Source organism: Thermosulfurimonas marina (assembly GCF_012317585.1).
Taxonomy (GTDB): Bacteria; Desulfobacterota; Thermodesulfobacteria; order Thermodesulfobacteriales; family Thermodesulfobacteriaceae; genus Thermosulfurimonas_A; species Thermosulfurimonas_A marina.
This window is the reverse complement of record NZ_CP042909.1, coordinates 265486-282181: the sequence shown is the minus strand read 5'-3', so window position 1 is coordinate 282181 and position 16696 is coordinate 265486. Positions and strand designations below refer to the sequence as shown.

The window sequence follows — 16696 nt, the reverse complement described above, 5'->3', positions numbered from 1 at the left end:
AGGGATGAAAAGGAGAGACCTTCTTAAGCTCGCAGGGCTTTCGGCGGTGGTAGCCGGGGGAGTTCCGGGTTTCCTGAACAAGGAAGTCAAGGCCCGGGAATACACTCCTCCTCCGGGGGCCCTTACGGCCAAACGTTGGGGTATGGCCATTGACATCCGGAAATGTTGGGAGCATCCGGAGTGTCGAGACTGTATTAAGGCCTGTCATCATATCCACAATGTCCCGGAGATCCCGGAGAAGAAAAAGGAAATCAAGTGGATCTGGAAGGATGAATTTGAGCACGCCTTTCCGGATCAACCCAATGAATTCAATGATGTCCTTCTGCAGGGCAAACCCTTTCTCCTCCTCTGCAATCACTGCGAGCATCCTCCCTGTGTGCGGGTCTGCCCCACGGAGGCCACCTTTAAGCGCGAAGACGGGATCGTGATGATGGATTATCACCGCTGTATCGGTTGTCGTTTCTGTATGGCGGCCTGTCCCTTTGGGGCCCGAAGTTTCAACTGGGTAGATCCCCGGCCCTATATTAGGGAATTCAATCCGGAGTTTCCCACGCGGATGAAGGGTGTGGTGGAAAAGTGTCTATTCTGTTACGAGCGGCTGGAGAAGGGCCAGATTCCGGCCTGTGTAGAGGCCTGCAAGCACAAGGCCCTTATCTTCGGGGATCTCGAGGATGAGAACTCGGAGATCTCTCGGGTCCTCAGGAGCCGGTTTTCCATCCGGCGGAAGGCCGAACTGGGGACCGGGCCTTCGGTCTTTTATCTCATCGGCTAAAAACCGTGCGAGGGGTGTGAGCCATGTTTGAAAAGGCCTTGGTAGGGAGTCGCAAATACTGGTTGTGGGTGTTTTTCCTCTTGGTCCTCATCGGAATCGGTTTCCTGGCCTTCCTGGCCCAGCTGGAGTACGGCTTGGGGATTACCGGAATGAGCCGGGATGTCTCCTGGGGGTTCTATGTGGCGCAGTTTACCTTTCTGGTGGGGGTGGCCGCCTCGGGAGTGATGGTGGTCCTTCCCTATTATCTGCACAACCACAAGGTCTTCGGGCCGGTGACCGTCTTCGGGGAATTCCTGGCCATTGCCGCGGTGATCATGTGCCTTCTATTCATCATCGTGGATATCGGACAAACGCACCGGCTCTTTAATGTGCTGCTCCACCCCACTCCGCATTCCATGCTCTTTTACGACATGATCGTCTTGAATGGCTATCTGGCCCTCAATCTCATTTGTGGCTGGGCGGCCCTTCACGGGGAATACAAGGGCACCAAATATCCCAAATGGGTGGTGCCTTTTATCTATATCTCCATCCCCTGGGCCTTTAGCATCCACACTGTGACGGCCTTTCTCTACGCCGGTCTTCCGGGAAGGCACTTCTGGCTTACGGCCATTATGGCCCCCCGTTTTCTGGCCTCGGCTTTCTGTTCCGGGCCGGCGTTTCTTTTGATCGCTCTTCTTATCGCCCAGAAGGTCTCCCGTTTACGTATAGAGCCCAAGGCCATCGATACCCTGAGCAAGATCATCACCTATGCCCTCCTGGCCAACATCTTCTTTTTCGGTTGTGAGCTCTTTACCGCTTTTTACAGCCAGATCCCGGGGCACATGTACCCGGTGATGTACCTCTTTAAGGGACTTCACGGACATACCGAATGGGTGATCTTCATGTGGACGGCGTGGATCTTTATGGCTCTGGCGGCCCTCCTCCTGGTTATTCCTCATACCCGGCGCAATCTTAATACCCTGGTCCTGGCCTGTGTGCTCCTTTTTATCGGCGCCTGGATCGACAAGGGTATCGGGCTCCTTACCGGTGGTTTCACTCCCACCCCCTTTGAGACGATTACTCCCTACCGGCCCACGGTGCCGGAGCTCCTTATTTCTCTCGGGATCTGGGCCACAGGGTTTCTCATCATGACCGTACTCTTTAAGATCGCTGTAGCGGTCAAAGAGGCCCGCGCGGCCTAAAAGAAAATCGCTAATCATGTCTCGAAGCCCATCCTGCCCGGGGATCTTGGATCTCCGGGCTTTTTTCTTTTTGCCAAATTCCTAAAGAGGGTCTAAACTCGAGAGATATGGAGCCCCGGCGTCTTTCCCGGATAGTGATTGCGGCTCAGCGCGGGGGGGCGGGCAAGACCCTTTTCACCCTGGGCCTCATTCGCCGCCTTTTGCGAGAAGGTTTGCGGGTGGCCCCCTTCAAGAAGGGGCCGGATTATATCGATGCCGGCTGGCTCTCCCGGGCGGCAGAGCGCCCCTGCCGCAATCTGGACCCCTTTCTCATGGAGGAAAAAGCCCTTCTCAAGGTCTTTCGGGAAGGGGCCTCTGGGGCAGACATAGCCGTGGTGGAAGGTAATCGGGGGCTTTTTGACGGGGTAGATCTTGAGGGGACCTGTTCTACGGCCCGTCTGGCCCGTCTTCTTCAGGCTCCGGTGATCCTGGTTTTAGACTGTACCAAGGTTACCCGGACTCTAGCCGCGGTGGTCAAGGGCTTTCAGGCCTTTGACCCGGGAGTCCATCTGGCCGGGGTGGTCCTCAACCGGGTGGCTCGGGCCCGGCATGAAAATATCGTCACCCGGGCCATTGAACATTACACCGGGGTGCCCGTGCTGGGGGCCGTTCCCCGCCTACGTATCCCTTTTCCGGAAAGGCATTTGGGACTCATCCCCTGGCAGGAATACGGGGGAAAGGAGCGCCTTTTTGAGGCCCTAGAAGAGGCCCTGGCTGGAGTGGAGGTACATCGTCTCCTTGAGGTAGCGGCTCAGGCCCCGCCACTTTTACTGCCCGAGGAGCCGCTTTGGTCCTCCTCGGGGAGCCTTTCCGGAGTGCGGATCGGGGTCTTTCGGGACCAGGCCTTTCAGTTCTATTATCCCGAAAATCTGGAGATCCTGGCCCTGGCCGGAGCGGAGTTGGTCTTCATAGATGCCCTGCGGGAAAAGCGCCTTCCCTCGGTCTCGGCCCTTTATCTCGGGGGCGGCTTCCCGGAGACTCAGGCCGAGGCCCTGGCGGAAAATTCCTCCCTTATGAAGGATTTAAAGGAGGCCGCCGAGGACGGGCTTCCCGTCTATGCCGAATGCGGCGGGATCCTTTATCTTGGCCGCGAACTCTCCTGGAAGGGCCGGACCTATCCCATGTGCGGGGTGCTTCCGGTGGACTTCGAGGTTCGGGAAAGGCCCGCAGGACATGGTTATAGCCTGGTGGGGGTGGTGGCCCCCAATCCCTACTATCCGGAAGGTCTTCTCCTCCAGGGGCACGAGTTTCACTATTCAGTGCCCACCCGGGTGGGGGAAGGGCCTTCCTTCGTTCTGAAGGTGGAGCGCGGCTTCGGTTTTGACGGCCTTCGGGACGGGATCCTTTACAAAAGGGTCTTTGGTACCTATACTCATGTGCACGCGGTAAGTACGCCAGCCTGGCTGGAAGGCTGGTTGAGGGCCCTGGAAGGGGCCGAAAAGGGTCCGAGATGGGGCGAATCCCTCTCTGAGGAGAGAGGGTTGACCAAAGACCATTTAAAAATCTAAAAAAGGAGGGTGCTATGTTCGAGATCACCATCAACTACGACACCTGTGATGCTGACCAGGAGTGCATCAACGCTTGCCCTGCACAGGTCTATGACGAGGGCGAGGACGGCAAGCCCGTGGTGGCCCGTCCGGAGGACTGCCTGGGCTGTGAGACTTGCGTGGAGGTCTGTCCCACCGGCTCCATCACGGTCCAGGAGGTCTAAATTCGAGAAAGACCGGGGGGCTCAGGCCCCCCACTTTTTCCGTGTATTTAGCCCGTAAACGCACCCCGAGAGGTTTCCGCTATTCTCTTCGGGTCTCCGAAAAGGGGGACCGATTCTGGCGTTCCCGGGAAATCTTCGATCTAGGAGAGGATCCTGCCCGATATATCCGTTACCCGGGTGGAGTGACTTTTTATGTGGATCCAGAGCTGGAGGAGGAACTCCATCGCCGGGGAGTAGAGACCGACCAGTGGGAACTCGAGAGGCTCTTTTTGCGCTTTGTAAGCCCGGAGATCCGGGAGAAACTCTGGCCTTACATCACTCGTTCGGAAAAAAAGGCAGCCCGTCCTTCGCGACGGGAGCAGATGCGCCTCCAGGAGACCTTTCATCCCTTTGACAAGCGGCGTCTGATCTTCCTTAAGTTCGGGGGTTTCAACCCCCGGCTGCTGGAACGTCCCCTCTGGTTTCTCAACCGCTTGAGGGACAAGAGTCGGGACGAGATCGAACAGCTTCTTTGGGAAATGGAGGATCGACTGCGTCCCCGGGAGGTGGTTTCCTATATCTATGCTGCCTTTGCCCTCTGGGACTATTTTCCCGAACGTCTTACCCGCTTTATCCCTGAGGCCCGACTCCAGCGGGAGCTCGACCAGGCCTTTCTGACGGCCCTCTGTGAGCTGGCCCGGGACGAGGCCTTTCGGATGGGGCTTTCGGAAGAAGAGGTCCTGCGGGAATATCTTTCCCGTTATGTGATCCTTTACTTTGACACTACAGAGGGGGCCCGGCGGATGTTTGAGGAGCGCCGGGCCGGTCGCTGGGCCCGGGCTGAGGCCCTTCATCGCGCGGCCCGCTACTTCGGTCTTTCCCCGGAGACCCTTTCCCGACTTTCCCGGAAAGAGCTTCTGAGGCTCTTTCGGGAGCGGGCCAAAGTCCTTCATCCGGATCGGGGAGGGAATAAAGAGGCCTTCGTGGAGCTCCGGGCCATTTTCGAGGAACTCATGGAGGCCCTGGGCTATCGCCGTCGCCTTTAATCTTCCTCTAGCGGGAGCCCCCTCTCCTTAGCCAGTCTTTTTAAGGTCTCAGCATAGGCCTGGTAGGCCTTCTCTCCCCAGAGGACCATGCGCACCAGGGAAGGTTTTTCGTGCTCTTTGAGGTAATCCAGAATAGTGGTCAGGGCTATCGGGGCGGCCTCCTCCAAAGGATAGCCATAGGCTCCGGTAGAAAGGGAGGGAAAGGCCACCGAAGAAAGACCCAACTCCGTGGCCCGTTTAAGGGACTCCCGGTAGGCGCTGGCCAGAAGTTCGGCCTCTCCGCTCTTTCCGTCCCGGTAGATGGGCCCTACGGCATGGATAACATAGCGGGCCTTGAGGCGCCCGGCCCCGGTGACCACCGCCGAGCCGGTGGGACAGTGACCGATCTTGTGGGCCTCTTCGGCGATGGAAGGTCCTCCCTTACGATGGATGGCTCCATCTACTCCGCCGCCAGGGATGAGCCTTTCGTTAGCGGCATTTACGATGGCCTCGGTCTCCTGCTCGGTAATGTCTCCGGAGACCAACTCCAGAGTTTTTCCGTCAATCTTCACCCTAAGAGGCATTCTCTCCCTCCTCCATAAGATTTATCTTTAGATTATGCCCAGAGGATGGACCACGACAAGTTTGCCCTTTCTGGGAGAAAGACTTTACTTTCTCCTTAAGGGAGGGCGGCTGGTGCGGGTGAGCTTTGGGGCCCTGGAGGAGTGGAGGAGATTTCCCGAGGCCCCGCAGGGGGTGCGGGAAGGCCTGGCCCGGGAGATGGAGGCCTATCTTTCCGGCCGAAAGCCCTACCCGGACTGGCCCTACCTCTTCGAAGGTCTCTCCCCCTTTGCCGAACGGGTACTTTTTGTCCTGCGGGAGATCCCCCGGGGCCAAGTGCGCACTTATGGTTGGCTGGCCGCCAGAGTAGGTCGTCCCCGAGCTGCCCGGGCCGTAGGTCAGGCCCTGCGAAAAAATCCCCTCCCTCTCTTTTTTCCTTGCCACCGGGTGGTGGGAAGAAGGGACCTCGGGGGCTTTTCCGCAGGACTTTCCTGGAAAATCCGCCTCCTTTCTTTGGAAGGCTCCTTTGACGGAAGATTGTCGCAAATTTGACGAAAGGCGACCCTTCCGCCTCTTGGGAGGCCCTGAAAGATGGTATGATGATTGCAAAGACCTAGGAGGAGGGAGATATGGCCGAAGAAAAGGAAAAGAAGGGTGGAAAGGGCAAGCTCCTCATCTTTTTGATTCTGGGGCTGGTCCTGGTGGCCGGGGCCGGGGTAGCGGCTTATTTTCTCCTCTTTGCCAAGAAGGCCCCGCCGCCGGAGGAGACCAAACCTGCAGTCCCCAAGGAGGAAAACAAACCCGGCCCCTTTTTGCAGCTCAATCCCTTTGTGGTCAACCTGGCTGATCCTACCGGGCGAAGGTATCTGCGGGTAAAGATTGCCTTAGAGCTCAAGGACGATCAGGCCCTCACCGAGGCCAACGACCGTATTCCCCAGATCAACGATACCATCATTATGGTCCTTTCTTCCAAGACCGTCGAAGAGGTTTTGGCCCCGGAGGGCAAGGCCGAGCTGCGTTTTGAGATCATGAATAAACTCAACCAGCTCCTCGGCCCGGGTAAGGTCCGAGGGGTCTATTTCACTCAATTTGTGGTGCAATAGCCATGGAGAAGGTGCTTTCTCAGGAAGAAATTGATGCCCTTTTGGCCAGTATGGGTGGGGGGGAGCTTGATCTCACCCCCGAGCCCGAAGAGGTGGAGGGGGTCAAGCCCTTTGACTTCCGGAACTACGCCATCTCCACCCGCATCAAGATCCCGGGCTTTGAGGTTATCAACGAGCACCTGGCTCGGGGCCTGCGCATGGGCTTTTCCACTCTCCTGCGGGAGATCGTGGAAGTGACCGCTCTTCCCATTCAAATGGAGCGCTTTCGGGACTTTTTGAATCGCATTCCGGTCCCCACCTCCATCCACATCTTTCGTTTGGAACCCTTGCGGGGCCAGGCCCTTTTGGTCATTGATGCCCCTCTGGTCTTCGCCTTTGTGGAGCGTTTTCTGGGAGGAGGGGAAAGAAAGCTCATCAAGGTGGAGGGGCGGGAATTTACCCCCATCGAGCAACGGCTCATCCGGCGGGTGGTCACCCATATCTTTCAGGAGCTGGAAAGGGCCTGGAAGGGCATTCAGCCGGTAAAGGCCAAGTACGTGCGGGGGGAGGTCAATCCTCAGTTTGCCCGGGTCCTCCAGCCCGAAGAAACGGTGGTGGTGTGTAATTTTGAGGTGGATATTGAGGGACTCCAGGGCAAGATCGCCTTCTGTTACTCCCTGGGTATGCTTCAGCCCATAAAGAGTAAGCTTTATGCCCCCTACCAGACGGAGGAGGCCACCGATCCTTACTGGCGCAAACAACTGGAGGAAATCCTCTTTTCCGCGGAGGTCACCCTGCGGGCCTTCCTGGGACAGGCCCGTATCCGCATCCGGGATCTCCTTTCCCTAGAGCCCGGAGATGTGCTGGTCCTGGAAAGCAAGGTGGAGGACCCCGTGGTGGTCACCGTAGAGGGCCGGCCCAAGATCCTGGGGGATCTCGGAGTTTTTAAGGGATATAAGGCGGTAAGAGTCAAAGAATTTGTAAAAGTGGAGGCTTAGGAGGAAGAGATGGCTGAAGAGCTCCAAGAAAAAGAAAAAATCGAAGAAATTCAGGACAATCAGGGACCGGTGGAAGAGACTCCGGAGGCCGCTCCGGCGGAAGAGAAAAAGGAAGGCCTGGGAGGAGAGGACGATCTCATGGCCATGTGGGAGGAGGCCCTTAAGGAGGCCGGAGTGGAGGGGGGTGGGGAGGAGGCCCCTTCCGAGGCCTCCAAGGCCCCGGCGGCCGAGCCCGCCAAGCTTGAGGAATTTCGGGAGGCCCCGGCCACCGGAGCCCATCCGGAGCTGGAACTCATCCTGGATATTCCCCTGGAGGTCTCGGTGGAGATCGGACGCACCAAGATGATCCTCAATGACCTTCTCAAGCTCACCCAGGGCTCCATCATCGAGCTCAACAAGATGGCCGGGGAGCCGGTAGAAATCTACGTGAACGGACGCCTGATGGCCCGGGGAGAGGTGGTGGTGGTGAACGACCGTTTTGGGGTGCGGCTTACGGAGATCATCAGCCCTCAGGAAAGGGTCAAGAAGCTGGGAGAGGAGTGATGGGCCCAGAGGTCTATTTGCGGGTCCTGGGGATAACTCTTCTTTTGGTGGGGCTGGTGGTGCTTGCGGCCTATCTCCTGCGGCGCGGACGCTGGGGACTTTCCGAAAAAGGGAGGGAGATAAGAGTGGAGGAAATGCGGCCTCTGGGGCTCAAGCATCGTTTGGCCCTGGTGCGGGTGAGGGGGCGGGTCCTTCTTCTGGGGCTTTCCGAAAAGGGGATCACCCTTCTGCGGGACTGGGAGGATGAGAAGGATTAGGGTCTTGAGTTTCCTTCTGGTGGGGCTGGCTCTGGCCTCTTCGGCCGCGGCCCTGACCCTTCCCGCGGTGCGGCTGAGCCTCGAGCCCGCTAAGGGGCCGGAACAGGTGGCCCCGGTGCTCCAGGTGCTCCTCCTTCTTACCATCCTTTCTGTAGCCCCGGCCCTCCTTCTTATGCTGACCTCCTTTACCCGCCTGGTGGTGGTCTTTAGCCTCCTGCGACACGCCCTGGGAACCCAGCAGACCCCACCCAATCAGGTCCTGGTGGCCCTGGCCCTCTTTTTGACCTTTTTCATCATGGCCCCGGTCTTTCGCCAGAGCTATCAGCGGGCCCTCTTGCCGTATCTGGATCATCAGCTTACCGAGGAGGAGATGTTGCGCGAGGCCTTGAAGCCCTTTCGGGCCTTCATGCTCCGAAATACCCGGGAAAAGGATTTGGCCCTTTTCGTAAAACTGCGGGGGGAGCCCCGCCCGGCCCGCCCGGAGGAGGTCTCTACCCTCTCCCTGATTCCGGCCTTTATGATTAGCGAACTGCGTACGGCCTTTGAGATCGGCTTTTTGCTCTATCTCCCCTTTCTCATCATCGACATGGTGGTCTCCAGCGTCCTCCTTTCCATGGGGATGCTCATGTTACCTCCCATGATGGTCTCCCTTCCCCTCAAGCTCCTCCTTTTCGTGCTGGTGGACGGCTGGAACCTTCTGGTGGGCTCGCTGGCCCGGAGTTTCTTCTAGGGAGGTCCGAGATGACGGAGGCTACGGTGGTCCATCTGGCGCGTCAGGCCGTGGAGCTCACCCTCCTTATTTCGGCGCCCATGCTGGTGGCCGGTCTGGTGGTGGGCTTGGTGATCAGCATCTTTCAGGCCGTGACCCAGATCCAGGAAATGACCCTTACCTTTGTGCCTAAGATCGTGGCCGTCTTCCTGGCCCTCCTTTTGAGTTTTCCCTGGATCATGCACAAGCTCCTCCATTTCACCGAAAATCTCTTCGGGAACCTTCCCCAGTTCATCAAATGAAGCCCTACGACCTTCTCGATCTCTGGCCCTGGGCCTTCACGCTGACTCTGGTCTTTCTGCGGGTCTCCTTTTTTCTCTTTTTCATGCCCCTTATCGGGAGTGTGGTCCCGGCCACGGTGCGGGCCGCCCTTTCCCTGGTGTTGGCCCTTTCCCTGGTCTTTGTGGTTCCGGAGCCTTTGAGGCCTCCGGCCTCGGTGCTGGCCGCCGGGGGGATGATGGCCACCGAGGCCCTTTTCGGGGCGGCCCTGGCCTTCCTCCTCCGGGTCATCTTTGCCGGGATCCAGCTCGGGGGGGAACTGGTGGGCATGCAGATCGGTTTCGGGGTGGCCCAGGTCATTGACCCCGTAAGTGGGGTTCAGGCCCCCATTCTGGCCCAGCTCACCTATCTTCTGGCCTTTCTTCTTTTCCTGGCCTTTGATCTGCACCATCCCTTTCTTTGGGCTTTGGGCGAGGGCTTGCGCCTTCTTCCCCCAGGAAGTCTCAAGCCCCGCCCGGAACTTTTTCAGTATTTGGTGGGGGAGGGAAGGGTCCTCTTTGAGGTCTCTCTCAAGATCCTGGCCCCGCTTCTGGCCTTCATGCTCCTTTTACAGCTGGCCCTGGGAGTGGTCTCCCGTTTTGTGCCCCAGATCAATATCATGATCGTAAGCTTCCCCCTAACCGTGGGCCTGGGGCTTTTTTTCTTCGGGCTCACCCTGGCCCTGGTCCCCAAATTGCTTTCTCCAGCCTTTGAGAGGGCCCTCCTGGGTTTTCGGGTAGTGGTGAGGGCCCTGGGAGGCTAGGGTGCCGGAAGAACCCCTTCAGGAAAGGACCGAAGAGCCTACTCCCAAAAGGCGGGAAGAGGCCCGTAAGCGGGGCCAGGTGGCCCGGAGCCGGGAGCTGGCCTCGGTAGCCGTAATGGGAAGTGGGGCCCTGGCTTTCGCCCTGGCCGGAGGTTTTATGCTCGCCCAGGTCTTAGCCGCCTACCGTTACTTTCTGGGTCTGCCTTTTCGCAGTCTGGCCTTCCCCGAGACCCTTCTGGCGGCCAAGCAAGCCCTGCGCTTTACCGGCCTGGCCCTCCTTCCGATCTTCATCCTGGTCTCTTTGGCGGCCTTTTTGGCCCATTTTCTCCAGACCGGAGGGGTGGCCGCCTGGGAGGCCCTGAGTCCCAAACTGGAAAGGATTCACCCCGTGGAGGGTTTCAAGAGGCTCTTTTCTCTTCCGGCCCTGGTGGAACTCGCCAAGGCCCTGGCCAAGATCGTCATCATTTCGACGGTGGCCTGGCTGGTGATCCGCAAGCACCGCGAGGAGATGCTGTCCCTCCTGGGAGAGGACCTGTGGACCGTAGCCCGGGAACTTTATTTTCTCTCCCGGGATCTGGTCCTGAAATTGCTTATGGCTTTAGCGGCGCTGGCGGTGCTTGACTTTTTCTTTCAGCGCTGGGATCTGGAGAGAAAGTTACGGATGACCCGGGAGGAGTTAAAGGAAGAGCTCAAGCAGACCGAGGGGGATCCTTTGGTCCGGGCCCGGATCCGGCAGCTTCAGCGGGAGATGGCCCGGCGGCGAATGATGGCCGAGGTCCCCCGGGCGGACGTGGTCATCACCAACCCGGAACACGTGGCCGTGGCCCTGAAATACGAACTTAAGGAGATGCCCGCTCCCCAGGTGGTGGCCAAGGGGCGGGGAGTTCTGGCCCAAAAGATCAAAGAGATCGCCCGGGAGCACGGGGTGCCGATAGTGGAAGATCCCCCGCTGGCCCGGGTCCTTTATGCTCGGGTGGAGGTAGGGGAATTCATTCCCGAAGACCTCTACCGGGCGGTGGCCGAGATCCTGGCCTATGTGTATCGCCTCAAGGGTAAGAGGGTGTCCTGATGGCCGAGGCCGGAGTCCCTCTGAGACGCTACATCGATCCCAGCAACGCCGTAGTAGCCGCCGGGGTGGTGGGGCTTCTCACCATCATGGTCTTTCCCGTGCCCCGGGGCCTCATGGACATCCTTCTGGCCTTGAGTTTTACCATCTCCCTTACCGTACTTCTTATGTCCATGTATATCGTGAAACCTCTTGATTTTACGGCCTTTCCGGCCATTCTTCTGGTAACCACCCTCTATCGCCTCTCCCTCAACATCGCCACCACCCGGCTTATCCTGCTCCACGGCCACGAAGGCCCCTGGGCGGCGGGCAAGGTGATTATGAGTTTCGGTCAATTTGTGGTGGGCGGAAATTACGTGGTGGGGGCCATCGTCTTTGCCATCCTGGTGATCATCAACTTCGTGGTCATCACCAAGGGGGCCGGACGGATTGCCGAGGTGGCCGCCCGTTTCACCCTGGACGCCATGCCCGGAAAACAGATGGCCATCGACGCCGACCTCAACGCCGGGCTTATTGACGAGGCCGAGGCCCGTCGCCGTCGGGAGGAGATCCGCAAAGAGGCCGAATTCTACGGGGCCATGGACGGGGCCAGCAAGTTCGTGCGCGGGGAGGCCGTGGCCGGCCTGGTTATTACCAGCATCAACATTGTGGCCGGTCTGATTATCGGGATGGTCCAGAAGGGTCTCCCCCTTTCGGAGGCGGCCCGTTCCTACACCCTCCTTACCATCGGTGACGGACTGGTCTCCCAGATTCCGGCCCTGATTGTCTCCACTTCGGCGGGAATTATCGTAAGCCGGGCGGCTTCGGAGTCCGGTATGGGCCGGGATTTCGCCCGCCAGTTTGCCGCCCGTCCGGAGGCCTTGGCCATGGCCGCGGTGGCCATCTTTTTCATCGGTCTCCTTCCGGGGCTGCCCACTCTACCCTTCACCGTACTGGCCTTCGGAGTGGGAGGGCTGGCCTATCTTTCTTACCGGATGACCCGGGAGGTTCCGGAGGAAAAGCCCCCCGAAGAGGCTCCAGCCCCTCCCCCGGAGGAGGTCACCCAGTATCTTCCTTTAGATCTTTTGAGCCTGGAGATCGGCTATGCCCTCATTCCTCTGGTGGATGAGGCCCAGGGTGGGGACCTTCTAGAAAGGATTCGCAATCTTCGCAAGCAGTTTGCCCTGGACATGGGCCTGGTTATTCCTCCCATCCATGTGCGGGACAACCTCCAGCTCAAACCCGCGGAATACGCCATCCTCATCAAGGGGGTAGAAGTGGCCCGGGGAGAGGTCCTCCCCGGATACTTTCTGGCCATGGGGCCGGAGGACAAGCCCCCGCCGGTAGAAGGGGCCATTCCCACCCGGGAGCCGGCCTTTGGTCTTACCGCCTGGTGGATCCCGGAAAAGGAGAAGGATAAGGCCGAGGCGGCAGGCTATACCGTGGTCAATCTTTCCACGGTGATCGTGACCCATTTTGCCGAAGTGATCAAACGCCACGCCGACGAGCTTCTCACCCGTCAGGAGGTCCAGAAACTTCTCGACGGGCTTTCGCGCCAGTATCCCAAAGTGGTGGAGGAGGCCCTCAATGTGGTCAACCTGGGGACCATTCAGAAGGTTTTACAGAATCTGGTGCGGGAGGGAGTCTCCATTCGGGATCTCTTGACCATCGTGGAAACGGTGGCCGACTACGGAGAGCGGATCAAGGATCCAGACACCCTTACCGAATATGTAAGACAGCGCCTGGCCCGACTCATCGTAAGACCCTATCTTGAGGCCGGGCGCCTCTATGTGATGGCCGTGGGGGAGGACATCGAGGAGGCCATCCGGAGGTCCCTCCAGCGGACGGCCGAGGGCACCTATCTCATGATTGATCCCAAGGTGGGCAGCCGCATCGTGGCCATTCTGGCCCAGGCTGCCGAGCGCATGACCCGGGCCGGACATCATCCGGTCTTTCTGGCCACGCCCACGGTTCGACGGCACCTGCGCCGCCTGGTGGAAAGGACCCTGCCTCAGGTGGTGGTGCTTTCGCACGCCGAGATGCCCCCGGAGATTACGGTGGAGATCCTGGAGACGGTGAGGTTGGGCCGTGAGGATTAAGCGCTTCTGTGGAGAAAATCCTCTGGAGGTGCTGGCGGAGGTCAAGAGGGTCCTGGGGGAGGAGGCCCTCATTCTTTCTTCTCGCAAGCGGGAGGAGGCCGGGCGCGTACTTTACGAAATCATGGCCGCCGTAGATCGCGAGGAAGTTCCGGAAAGGGGAAACGGGAAGGCGGGAAAGAGTCCGGAAATTCTTGCGGAACTTGCGGAGATTAAAAGACTCCTTCAGGAGGCCCTTTCGGAAAAACTCCTCCGTGGCCGTTATCTCCGCCTGCTAGAGGCCGGAGTCCCAGCCTTCTGGGCCTCAAGATTTTCCGACCCCCTGGCCCGTCTGCGGGAAAGGATTCGGGCCCATCAACCCGGGCCGGCCTCGCGGGTGCAGATTCTGGTGGGCCTTCCGGGGGTGGGCAAGACCTCTTCGGCCTTTAAACTGGCCGCCTGGTGGCGCTATCGTAAGGGGAGACCGGTGGCGGTGCTGGCTCTAGATCGCTACCGCATCGGGGCCAAGGCCGAGGCCCGGCGTCTGGGGGAACTTCTGGACCTTCCGGTCCTGGCCGAAGGAGATCTCCCTCCGGAAGGGGCCTTGCTGGTGGTGGATACCCCGGCCTGGGGGCCCAACTTCCGGGAAGAAGAATTGGCGGACCTAGTGGGCCGCTTTCCCGAGGCCCGGATTTACCCCGTGCTGCGGACTACGGAAAGTCCGGAGGTGCTGGTGGCTTTTCTTAAGGGGCTACGGGATTTTCCCCTGGCGGGTTCCATTCTTACTTATACGGATCGTTTGCCCTTTGGGCCGGCTCTAGGCTTTCTCCTTGAGCCGGAGAGCCCTCCCCCGGCCTTTGTGAGCGGAGGCCCGCGGGTGCCTGAAGACTGGGAGGAAGGGACCCGGTCCGTTCTGGAAAGGGTCTTTCTCCGTGGCCTAAATCGGATTTTTACTATAGAATAAGGGCAGGAGGCGGACATGCGCATTTTGGCGGTCTCAAGCGGCAAGGGCGGAGTAGGGAAGACCAATGTGGTGGCCAATCTCGCGGCCGCTCTGGAGAAAAAGGGTTTGCACACCGTGGTCTTTGATGCCGATCTGGGACTGGCCAACATCGATGTCCTTTTAGGTCTTTCCCCTAAACGGGATATTCGCCATGTCTTTGCCGGGGAGTGTCGTCTGCGAGACATCATGATCAAAACGCCCTACGGTTTCGAAGTTATCCCGGCCAGCTCCGGAGTCTCCGAATTTACCCGCCTGGATCCTTCGGAAAAGCTCCTTCTCAAGGAACAATTCGAAGAGGTCACTCAAGGGGTGGACTTTTTTCTTTTTGATCTGGGGGCCGGGATCTCGGACAACGTCCTCTTTTTCAACTTGGTAGCCCAGGAAAGGATAGTAATCACTGTGCCTGAGCCCACGGCCATGGCCGACGCTTACGCCCTGATCAAGCTTCTTTATACCCGACACGGGCTCAAGAGGATCTACCTTTTGGTCAACCTGGTGAAGGACCCTCGGGAGGGCAAGCAGGTCTACCAACAGATTGTCCAGGTGGCCGAGCGCTTTTTAGGGCCGGTAGGCCTTACCTATCTAGGGGCGATTAGGGAGGATCCTTCGGTTTCCCGGGCGGTAAGGAGGCAGGAGCCCTTCGTGGTGGCCTTTCCGCAAAGCCCGGCCTCAGAGGATCTCCTGCGCATCCGGGACAAACTCCTCAAGTTGAAACCCGAAGAAGAGGGAGGTCTGGAGGCTTTGTGGTCGCAAAACCTCTCCAGTCTCTCATGAAATATCTTTCGCGCTCTCCGGAAGAGCTCATCTTTGAGCATTTACCTCTGGTGAAGTATCTGGCCCAGCGGTTGGCCGGCCGCCTCCCTCCGGCCCTGGACTCTGAAGATCTCGTTTCTGCAGGCATTTTGGGCCTGATCGAGGCGGCCCGCCGGTTTGATCCCTCCCGGAAGATCCAGTTTAAGACCTTTGCCGAATTCCGCATCCGGGGGGCCATGCTGGATGAGCTCCGGCAGCTGGACTGGACCCCCCGTTCCGTAAAAGAAAAGGCCGCCCATCTGGAAAAGGTCATTACCCGACTGGAGCAGCGTTTGGGCCGGCCTCCGGAGGACGAGGAGGTGGCCCGGGAGTTGGGGCTTTCTCTGGATGACTATTACCGGCTTCTGGACGAGGTGCGGGGTCTTTCCCTGGTGGACCTCGAGGCCCTGCGAAAGAAATTGGAGGATCAAGAAGGGCTGGACCTTGAGGATCTTTTGGCCGCTGAGGATCAAGAGGATCCCTTTGAGAAGCTAGGCCTTAAAGAGCTGGCGGAGGCCCTGGCTCAGGCTATTTCGGAATTGCCCGAGAGGGAAAGATTAGTTATAACCCTTTATTATTACGAAGGTCTGACCATGAAAGAGATCGGCCGGGTGATGGGTTATACGGAGAGCCGGATTTCTCAGATCCACAGTAAGGCCCTGCTCCATCTGCGGGGCAAATTAAGGGAAAGATTGGGGGAGAGCTATCGAGAATTTTTGAGCTAGGAGGGAAGAGATGGCGCTAGATACCAATATGCGGGTGCTGGTAGTGGATGATTTTGCCACCATGCGGAAGATCATCAAAAATATTCTCACGCAACTGGGATTTAAGAATATCCTTGAGGCTGACGATGGGACCACGGCCTGGGAAATCCTTCAGAAAGAGCCGGTGGATCTCATTATTTCCGACTGGAACATGCCTAAAATGAGCGGGCTTGAGCTTTTGAAAAAGGTCCGGGCAGATGAAAAACTCAAGGATACCCCCTTTCTCATGGTCACCGCCGAGGCCCAGAAGGAAAATATCATCGAGGCGGCCAAGTACCGGGTGAGTCAATACATCGTAAAGCCCTTTACTCCGGAAACCCTTAAAGAAAAACTGAAAAAGATCTTTGGGTCCTGATCATGGACGAAGAAAAACTTTCTCCGCCTGAGAAAAAAGAAGAGATGCCGGGGGAGACTTTCGAAGAAACCGAGGTCCCCTCTGCCCCGGAGGCTTCCTCCACAGAGGAGACCCCTCCCCCGCCGGAAGAGGGACCGGAGAGCGAAGAGGATTCTCCGGAAAAACTTATTCGAGCCCTGGAAAGGGAGGAAGAAGAGGCCCCTTCCGAGAAAGAGCCTTCCCGGTTTTCGGCGGGAAACCTTTTTTTCTTGGTGGGTATCGGTCTCTCCTTGGTAGGTATCCTCTTGGGAGGCTTTTTTCTCTGGAAATTGCTTCATCCTTTCCCGAAAACCCCTTCTTCTCCCAAGTCTCCGCCACCTTCTCCGGAAAAACCGGTCTCTAAGGCCTCTCCTTCCAGCATTCCCTTGGTAAAGACTGAGTTTTCTCTGGTCCTAAAACATTTTCTCATCCCTTTAGAAACCGAGGGCGGGGCCCCGGTCTTTGTCAAGGCCTCGGTGATCCTCTATTTTGAGAGTCAGCGGGAGGTCCTCCGGGCCAAGCGCATAGAAAAGGCCCTTCGTGGTTTGATCTACGATACCTTTCGGGGGATTCCCTTCTATTATTGGCGGTCTCCAGAGGGGGTGGCCAAGATCCGGGAGGCCCTCTTTGAGGTCTTTCGAACCCGGGCCCCGGAAGGGCTGGTCCCCAAAGAGATCGAGGTCCGGGGTTACATCCTGAAATAAAA

Annotated in this window: 21 protein-coding genes; 20 read left to right on the top strand and 1 reads right to left on the bottom strand. The window is 58.3% G+C overall.

Translation table 11 applies throughout. From position 1 onward, the window contains the following. The first annotated feature begins 4 nt into the window (after positions 1 to 4). From dsrO to FVE67_RS01425, 5 genes are all read left to right on the top strand, one after another. Complete coding sequence (gene dsrO, locus FVE67_RS01445) at positions 5 to 772, top strand: sulfate reduction electron transfer complex DsrMKJOP subunit DsrO (RefSeq protein ID WP_168718902.1); 768 nt, start codon at positions 5 to 7, stop codon at positions 770 to 772. A gap of 23 nt (positions 773 to 795) precedes the next feature. Then, positions 796 to 1953, top strand: coding sequence for a sulfate reduction electron transfer complex DsrMKJOP subunit DsrP (gene dsrP, locus FVE67_RS01440; RefSeq protein ID WP_168718901.1), 1158 nt, complete (start codon positions 796 to 798; stop codon positions 1951 to 1953). A gap of 107 nt (positions 1954 to 2060) precedes the next feature. Continuing rightward, positions 2061 to 3500: a cobyrinic acid a,c-diamide synthase CobB gene (locus FVE67_RS01435; protein WP_168718900.1), complete on the top strand. Its 1440-nt coding sequence runs from the start codon at positions 2061 to 2063 to the stop codon at positions 3498 to 3500. Between the two features lie 14 nt (positions 3501 to 3514). Further along, positions 3515 to 3703 (top strand): 4Fe-4S dicluster domain-containing protein, encoded by a 189-nt coding sequence (locus FVE67_RS01430; protein ID WP_168718899.1) that lies wholly within the window; start codon positions 3515 to 3517, stop codon positions 3701 to 3703. A 41-nt stretch (positions 3704 to 3744) separates the two neighbouring features. After that, on the top strand, positions 3745 to 4728 hold the full coding sequence (locus FVE67_RS01425) for a hypothetical protein (RefSeq protein ID WP_168718898.1): 984 nt from the start codon (positions 3745 to 3747) through the stop codon (positions 4726 to 4728). Here FVE67_RS01425 and FVE67_RS01420 read toward each other — a convergent pair. Beyond that, entirely contained in the window at positions 4725 to 5291 is a 567-nt protein-coding gene (locus FVE67_RS01420; protein WP_168718897.1) for a macro domain-containing protein, read from the bottom strand. The two genes, FVE67_RS01425 and FVE67_RS01420, sit on opposite strands and share 4 nt — an antisense overlap. 34 nt (positions 5292 to 5325) lie before the next feature. Here FVE67_RS01420 and FVE67_RS01415 point away from each other — a divergent pair, with 34 nt between their 5' ends. The 15 genes from FVE67_RS01415 (at position 5326) to FVE67_RS01345 (ending at position 16694) form a co-directional block, all read left to right on the top strand. Continuing rightward, the gene (locus FVE67_RS01415; protein ID WP_168718896.1) at positions 5326 to 5820 is read left to right on the top strand and encodes a methylated-DNA--[protein]-cysteine S-methyltransferase; all 495 of its coding nucleotides are present in this window, start codon (positions 5326 to 5328) and stop codon (positions 5818 to 5820) included. Positions 5821 to 5897: 77 nt separating this feature from the next. Beyond that, entirely contained in the window at positions 5898 to 6371 is a 474-nt protein-coding gene (locus FVE67_RS01410; protein ID WP_168718895.1) for a flagellar basal body-associated FliL family protein, read from the top strand. Between the two features lie 2 nt (positions 6372 to 6373). Then, positions 6374 to 7348 (top strand): flagellar motor switch protein FliM, encoded by a 975-nt coding sequence (gene fliM, locus FVE67_RS01405; RefSeq protein WP_168718894.1) that lies wholly within the window; start codon positions 6374 to 6376, stop codon positions 7346 to 7348. Between the two features lie 9 nt (positions 7349 to 7357). Then, positions 7358 to 7891: a flagellar motor switch protein FliN gene (gene fliN / locus FVE67_RS01400; protein ID WP_168718893.1), complete on the top strand. Its 534-nt coding sequence runs from the start codon at positions 7358 to 7360 to the stop codon at positions 7889 to 7891. Next, positions 7891 to 8148 (top strand): flagellar biosynthetic protein FliO, encoded by a 258-nt coding sequence (locus FVE67_RS01395; protein ID WP_168718892.1) that lies wholly within the window; start codon positions 7891 to 7893, stop codon positions 8146 to 8148. The genes fliN and FVE67_RS01395 overlap by 1 nt, the downstream gene beginning before the upstream one ends. Further along, the gene (gene fliP / locus FVE67_RS01390) at positions 8135 to 8878 is read left to right on the top strand and encodes a flagellar type III secretion system pore protein FliP (protein WP_168718891.1); all 744 of its coding nucleotides are present in this window, start codon (positions 8135 to 8137) and stop codon (positions 8876 to 8878) included. Before FVE67_RS01395 ends, fliP begins: the two co-directional genes overlap by 14 nt. Positions 8879 to 8889: 11 nt before the next feature. Further along, the gene (gene fliQ / locus FVE67_RS01385; RefSeq protein ID WP_168718890.1) at positions 8890 to 9159 is read left to right on the top strand and encodes a flagellar biosynthesis protein FliQ; all 270 of its coding nucleotides are present in this window, start codon (positions 8890 to 8892) and stop codon (positions 9157 to 9159) included. Further along, positions 9156 to 9938 carry a flagellar biosynthetic protein FliR gene (locus FVE67_RS01380; protein WP_168718889.1) on the top strand — a complete coding sequence of 261 codons (783 nt, stop codon included), beginning with the start codon at positions 9156 to 9158 and terminating at the stop codon, positions 9936 to 9938. The genes fliQ and FVE67_RS01380 overlap by 4 nt, the downstream gene beginning before the upstream one ends. Before the next feature lies 1 nt (position 9939). Then, entirely contained in the window at positions 9940 to 11007 is a 1068-nt protein-coding gene (gene flhB, locus FVE67_RS01375; RefSeq protein ID WP_168718888.1) for a flagellar biosynthesis protein FlhB, read from the top strand. Continuing rightward, positions 11007 to 13082 carry a flagellar biosynthesis protein FlhA gene (flhA, locus tag FVE67_RS01370; RefSeq protein WP_168718887.1) on the top strand — a complete coding sequence of 692 codons (2076 nt, stop codon included), beginning with the start codon at positions 11007 to 11009 and terminating at the stop codon, positions 13080 to 13082. Before flhB ends, flhA begins: the two co-directional genes overlap by 1 nt. Continuing rightward, on the top strand, positions 13072 to 14022 hold the full coding sequence (locus FVE67_RS01365; RefSeq protein WP_168718886.1) for a flagellar biosynthesis protein FlhF: 951 nt from the start codon (positions 13072 to 13074) through the stop codon (positions 14020 to 14022). Before flhA ends, FVE67_RS01365 begins: the two co-directional genes overlap by 11 nt. Positions 14023 to 14037: 15 nt before the next feature. After that, on the top strand, positions 14038 to 14835 hold the full coding sequence (locus FVE67_RS01360; protein WP_168718885.1) for a MinD/ParA family protein: 798 nt from the start codon (positions 14038 to 14040) through the stop codon (positions 14833 to 14835). Next, positions 14832 to 15578, top strand: a complete 747-nt coding sequence (locus FVE67_RS01355) for a FliA/WhiG family RNA polymerase sigma factor (protein ID WP_168720305.1) — start codon at positions 14832 to 14834, stop codon at positions 15576 to 15578. The genes FVE67_RS01360 and FVE67_RS01355 overlap by 4 nt, the downstream gene beginning before the upstream one ends. A 10-nt stretch (positions 15579 to 15588) precedes the next feature. Continuing rightward, a complete protein-coding gene (locus FVE67_RS01350) occupies positions 15589 to 15972 on the top strand; it encodes a chemotaxis response regulator CheY (protein ID WP_168718884.1) in 384 nt (127 codons plus the stop codon). 44 nt (positions 15973 to 16016) lie between these two features. Beyond that, positions 16017 to 16694 carry a hypothetical protein gene (locus tag FVE67_RS01345; RefSeq protein WP_168718883.1) on the top strand — a complete coding sequence of 226 codons (678 nt, stop codon included), beginning with the start codon at positions 16017 to 16019 and terminating at the stop codon, positions 16692 to 16694. Positions 16695 to 16696: the final 2 nt, after the last annotated feature.

Bases quoted from the DNA above. Each gene is read 5' to 3' on its own strand.
- FVE67_RS01380 (WP_168718889.1), top strand. From the start codon at position 9,156: ATGAAGCCCTACGACCTTCTCGATCTCTGGCCCTGGGCCTTCACGCTG.
- FVE67_RS01345 (WP_168718883.1), top strand. From the start codon at position 16,017: ATGCCGGGGGAGACTTTCGAAGAAACCGAGGTCCCCTCTGCCCCGGAG.
- FVE67_RS01350 (WP_168718884.1), top strand. From the start codon at position 15,589: ATGGCGCTAGATACCAATATGCGGGTGCTGGTAGTGGATGATTTTGCC.
- FVE67_RS01430 (WP_168718899.1), top strand. From the start codon at position 3,515: ATGTTCGAGATCACCATCAACTACGACACCTGTGATGCTGACCAGGAG.
- dsrP (WP_168718901.1), top strand. From the start codon at position 796: ATGTTTGAAAAGGCCTTGGTAGGGAGTCGCAAATACTGGTTGTGGGTG.
- FVE67_RS01355 (WP_168720305.1), top strand. From the start codon at position 14,832: ATGAAATATCTTTCGCGCTCTCCGGAAGAGCTCATCTTTGAGCATTTA.
- fliQ (WP_168718890.1), top strand. From the start codon at position 8,890: ATGACGGAGGCTACGGTGGTCCATCTGGCGCGTCAGGCCGTGGAGCTC.
- flhA (WP_168718887.1), top strand. From the start codon at position 11,007: ATGGCCGAGGCCGGAGTCCCTCTGAGACGCTACATCGATCCCAGCAAC.
- FVE67_RS01410 (WP_168718895.1), top strand. From the start codon at position 5,898: ATGGCCGAAGAAAAGGAAAAGAAGGGTGGAAAGGGCAAGCTCCTCATC.
- fliM (WP_168718894.1), top strand. From the start codon at position 6,374: ATGGAGAAGGTGCTTTCTCAGGAAGAAATTGATGCCCTTTTGGCCAGT.
- FVE67_RS01420 (WP_168718897.1), bottom strand. From the start codon at position 5,291: ATGCCTCTTAGGGTGAAGATTGACGGAAAAACTCTGGAGTTGGTCTCC.
- fliP (WP_168718891.1), top strand. From the start codon at position 8,135: ATGAGAAGGATTAGGGTCTTGAGTTTCCTTCTGGTGGGGCTGGCTCTG.
- FVE67_RS01415 (WP_168718896.1), top strand. From the start codon at position 5,326: ATGCCCAGAGGATGGACCACGACAAGTTTGCCCTTTCTGGGAGAAAGA.
- FVE67_RS01360 (WP_168718885.1), top strand. From the start codon at position 14,038: ATGCGCATTTTGGCGGTCTCAAGCGGCAAGGGCGGAGTAGGGAAGACC.
- FVE67_RS01435 (WP_168718900.1), top strand. From the start codon at position 2,061: ATGGAGCCCCGGCGTCTTTCCCGGATAGTGATTGCGGCTCAGCGCGGG.
- FVE67_RS01395 (WP_168718892.1), top strand. From the start codon at position 7,891: ATGGGCCCAGAGGTCTATTTGCGGGTCCTGGGGATAACTCTTCTTTTG.
- dsrO (WP_168718902.1), top strand. From the start codon at position 5: ATGAAAAGGAGAGACCTTCTTAAGCTCGCAGGGCTTTCGGCGGTGGTA.
- fliN (WP_168718893.1), top strand. From the start codon at position 7,358: ATGGCTGAAGAGCTCCAAGAAAAAGAAAAAATCGAAGAAATTCAGGAC.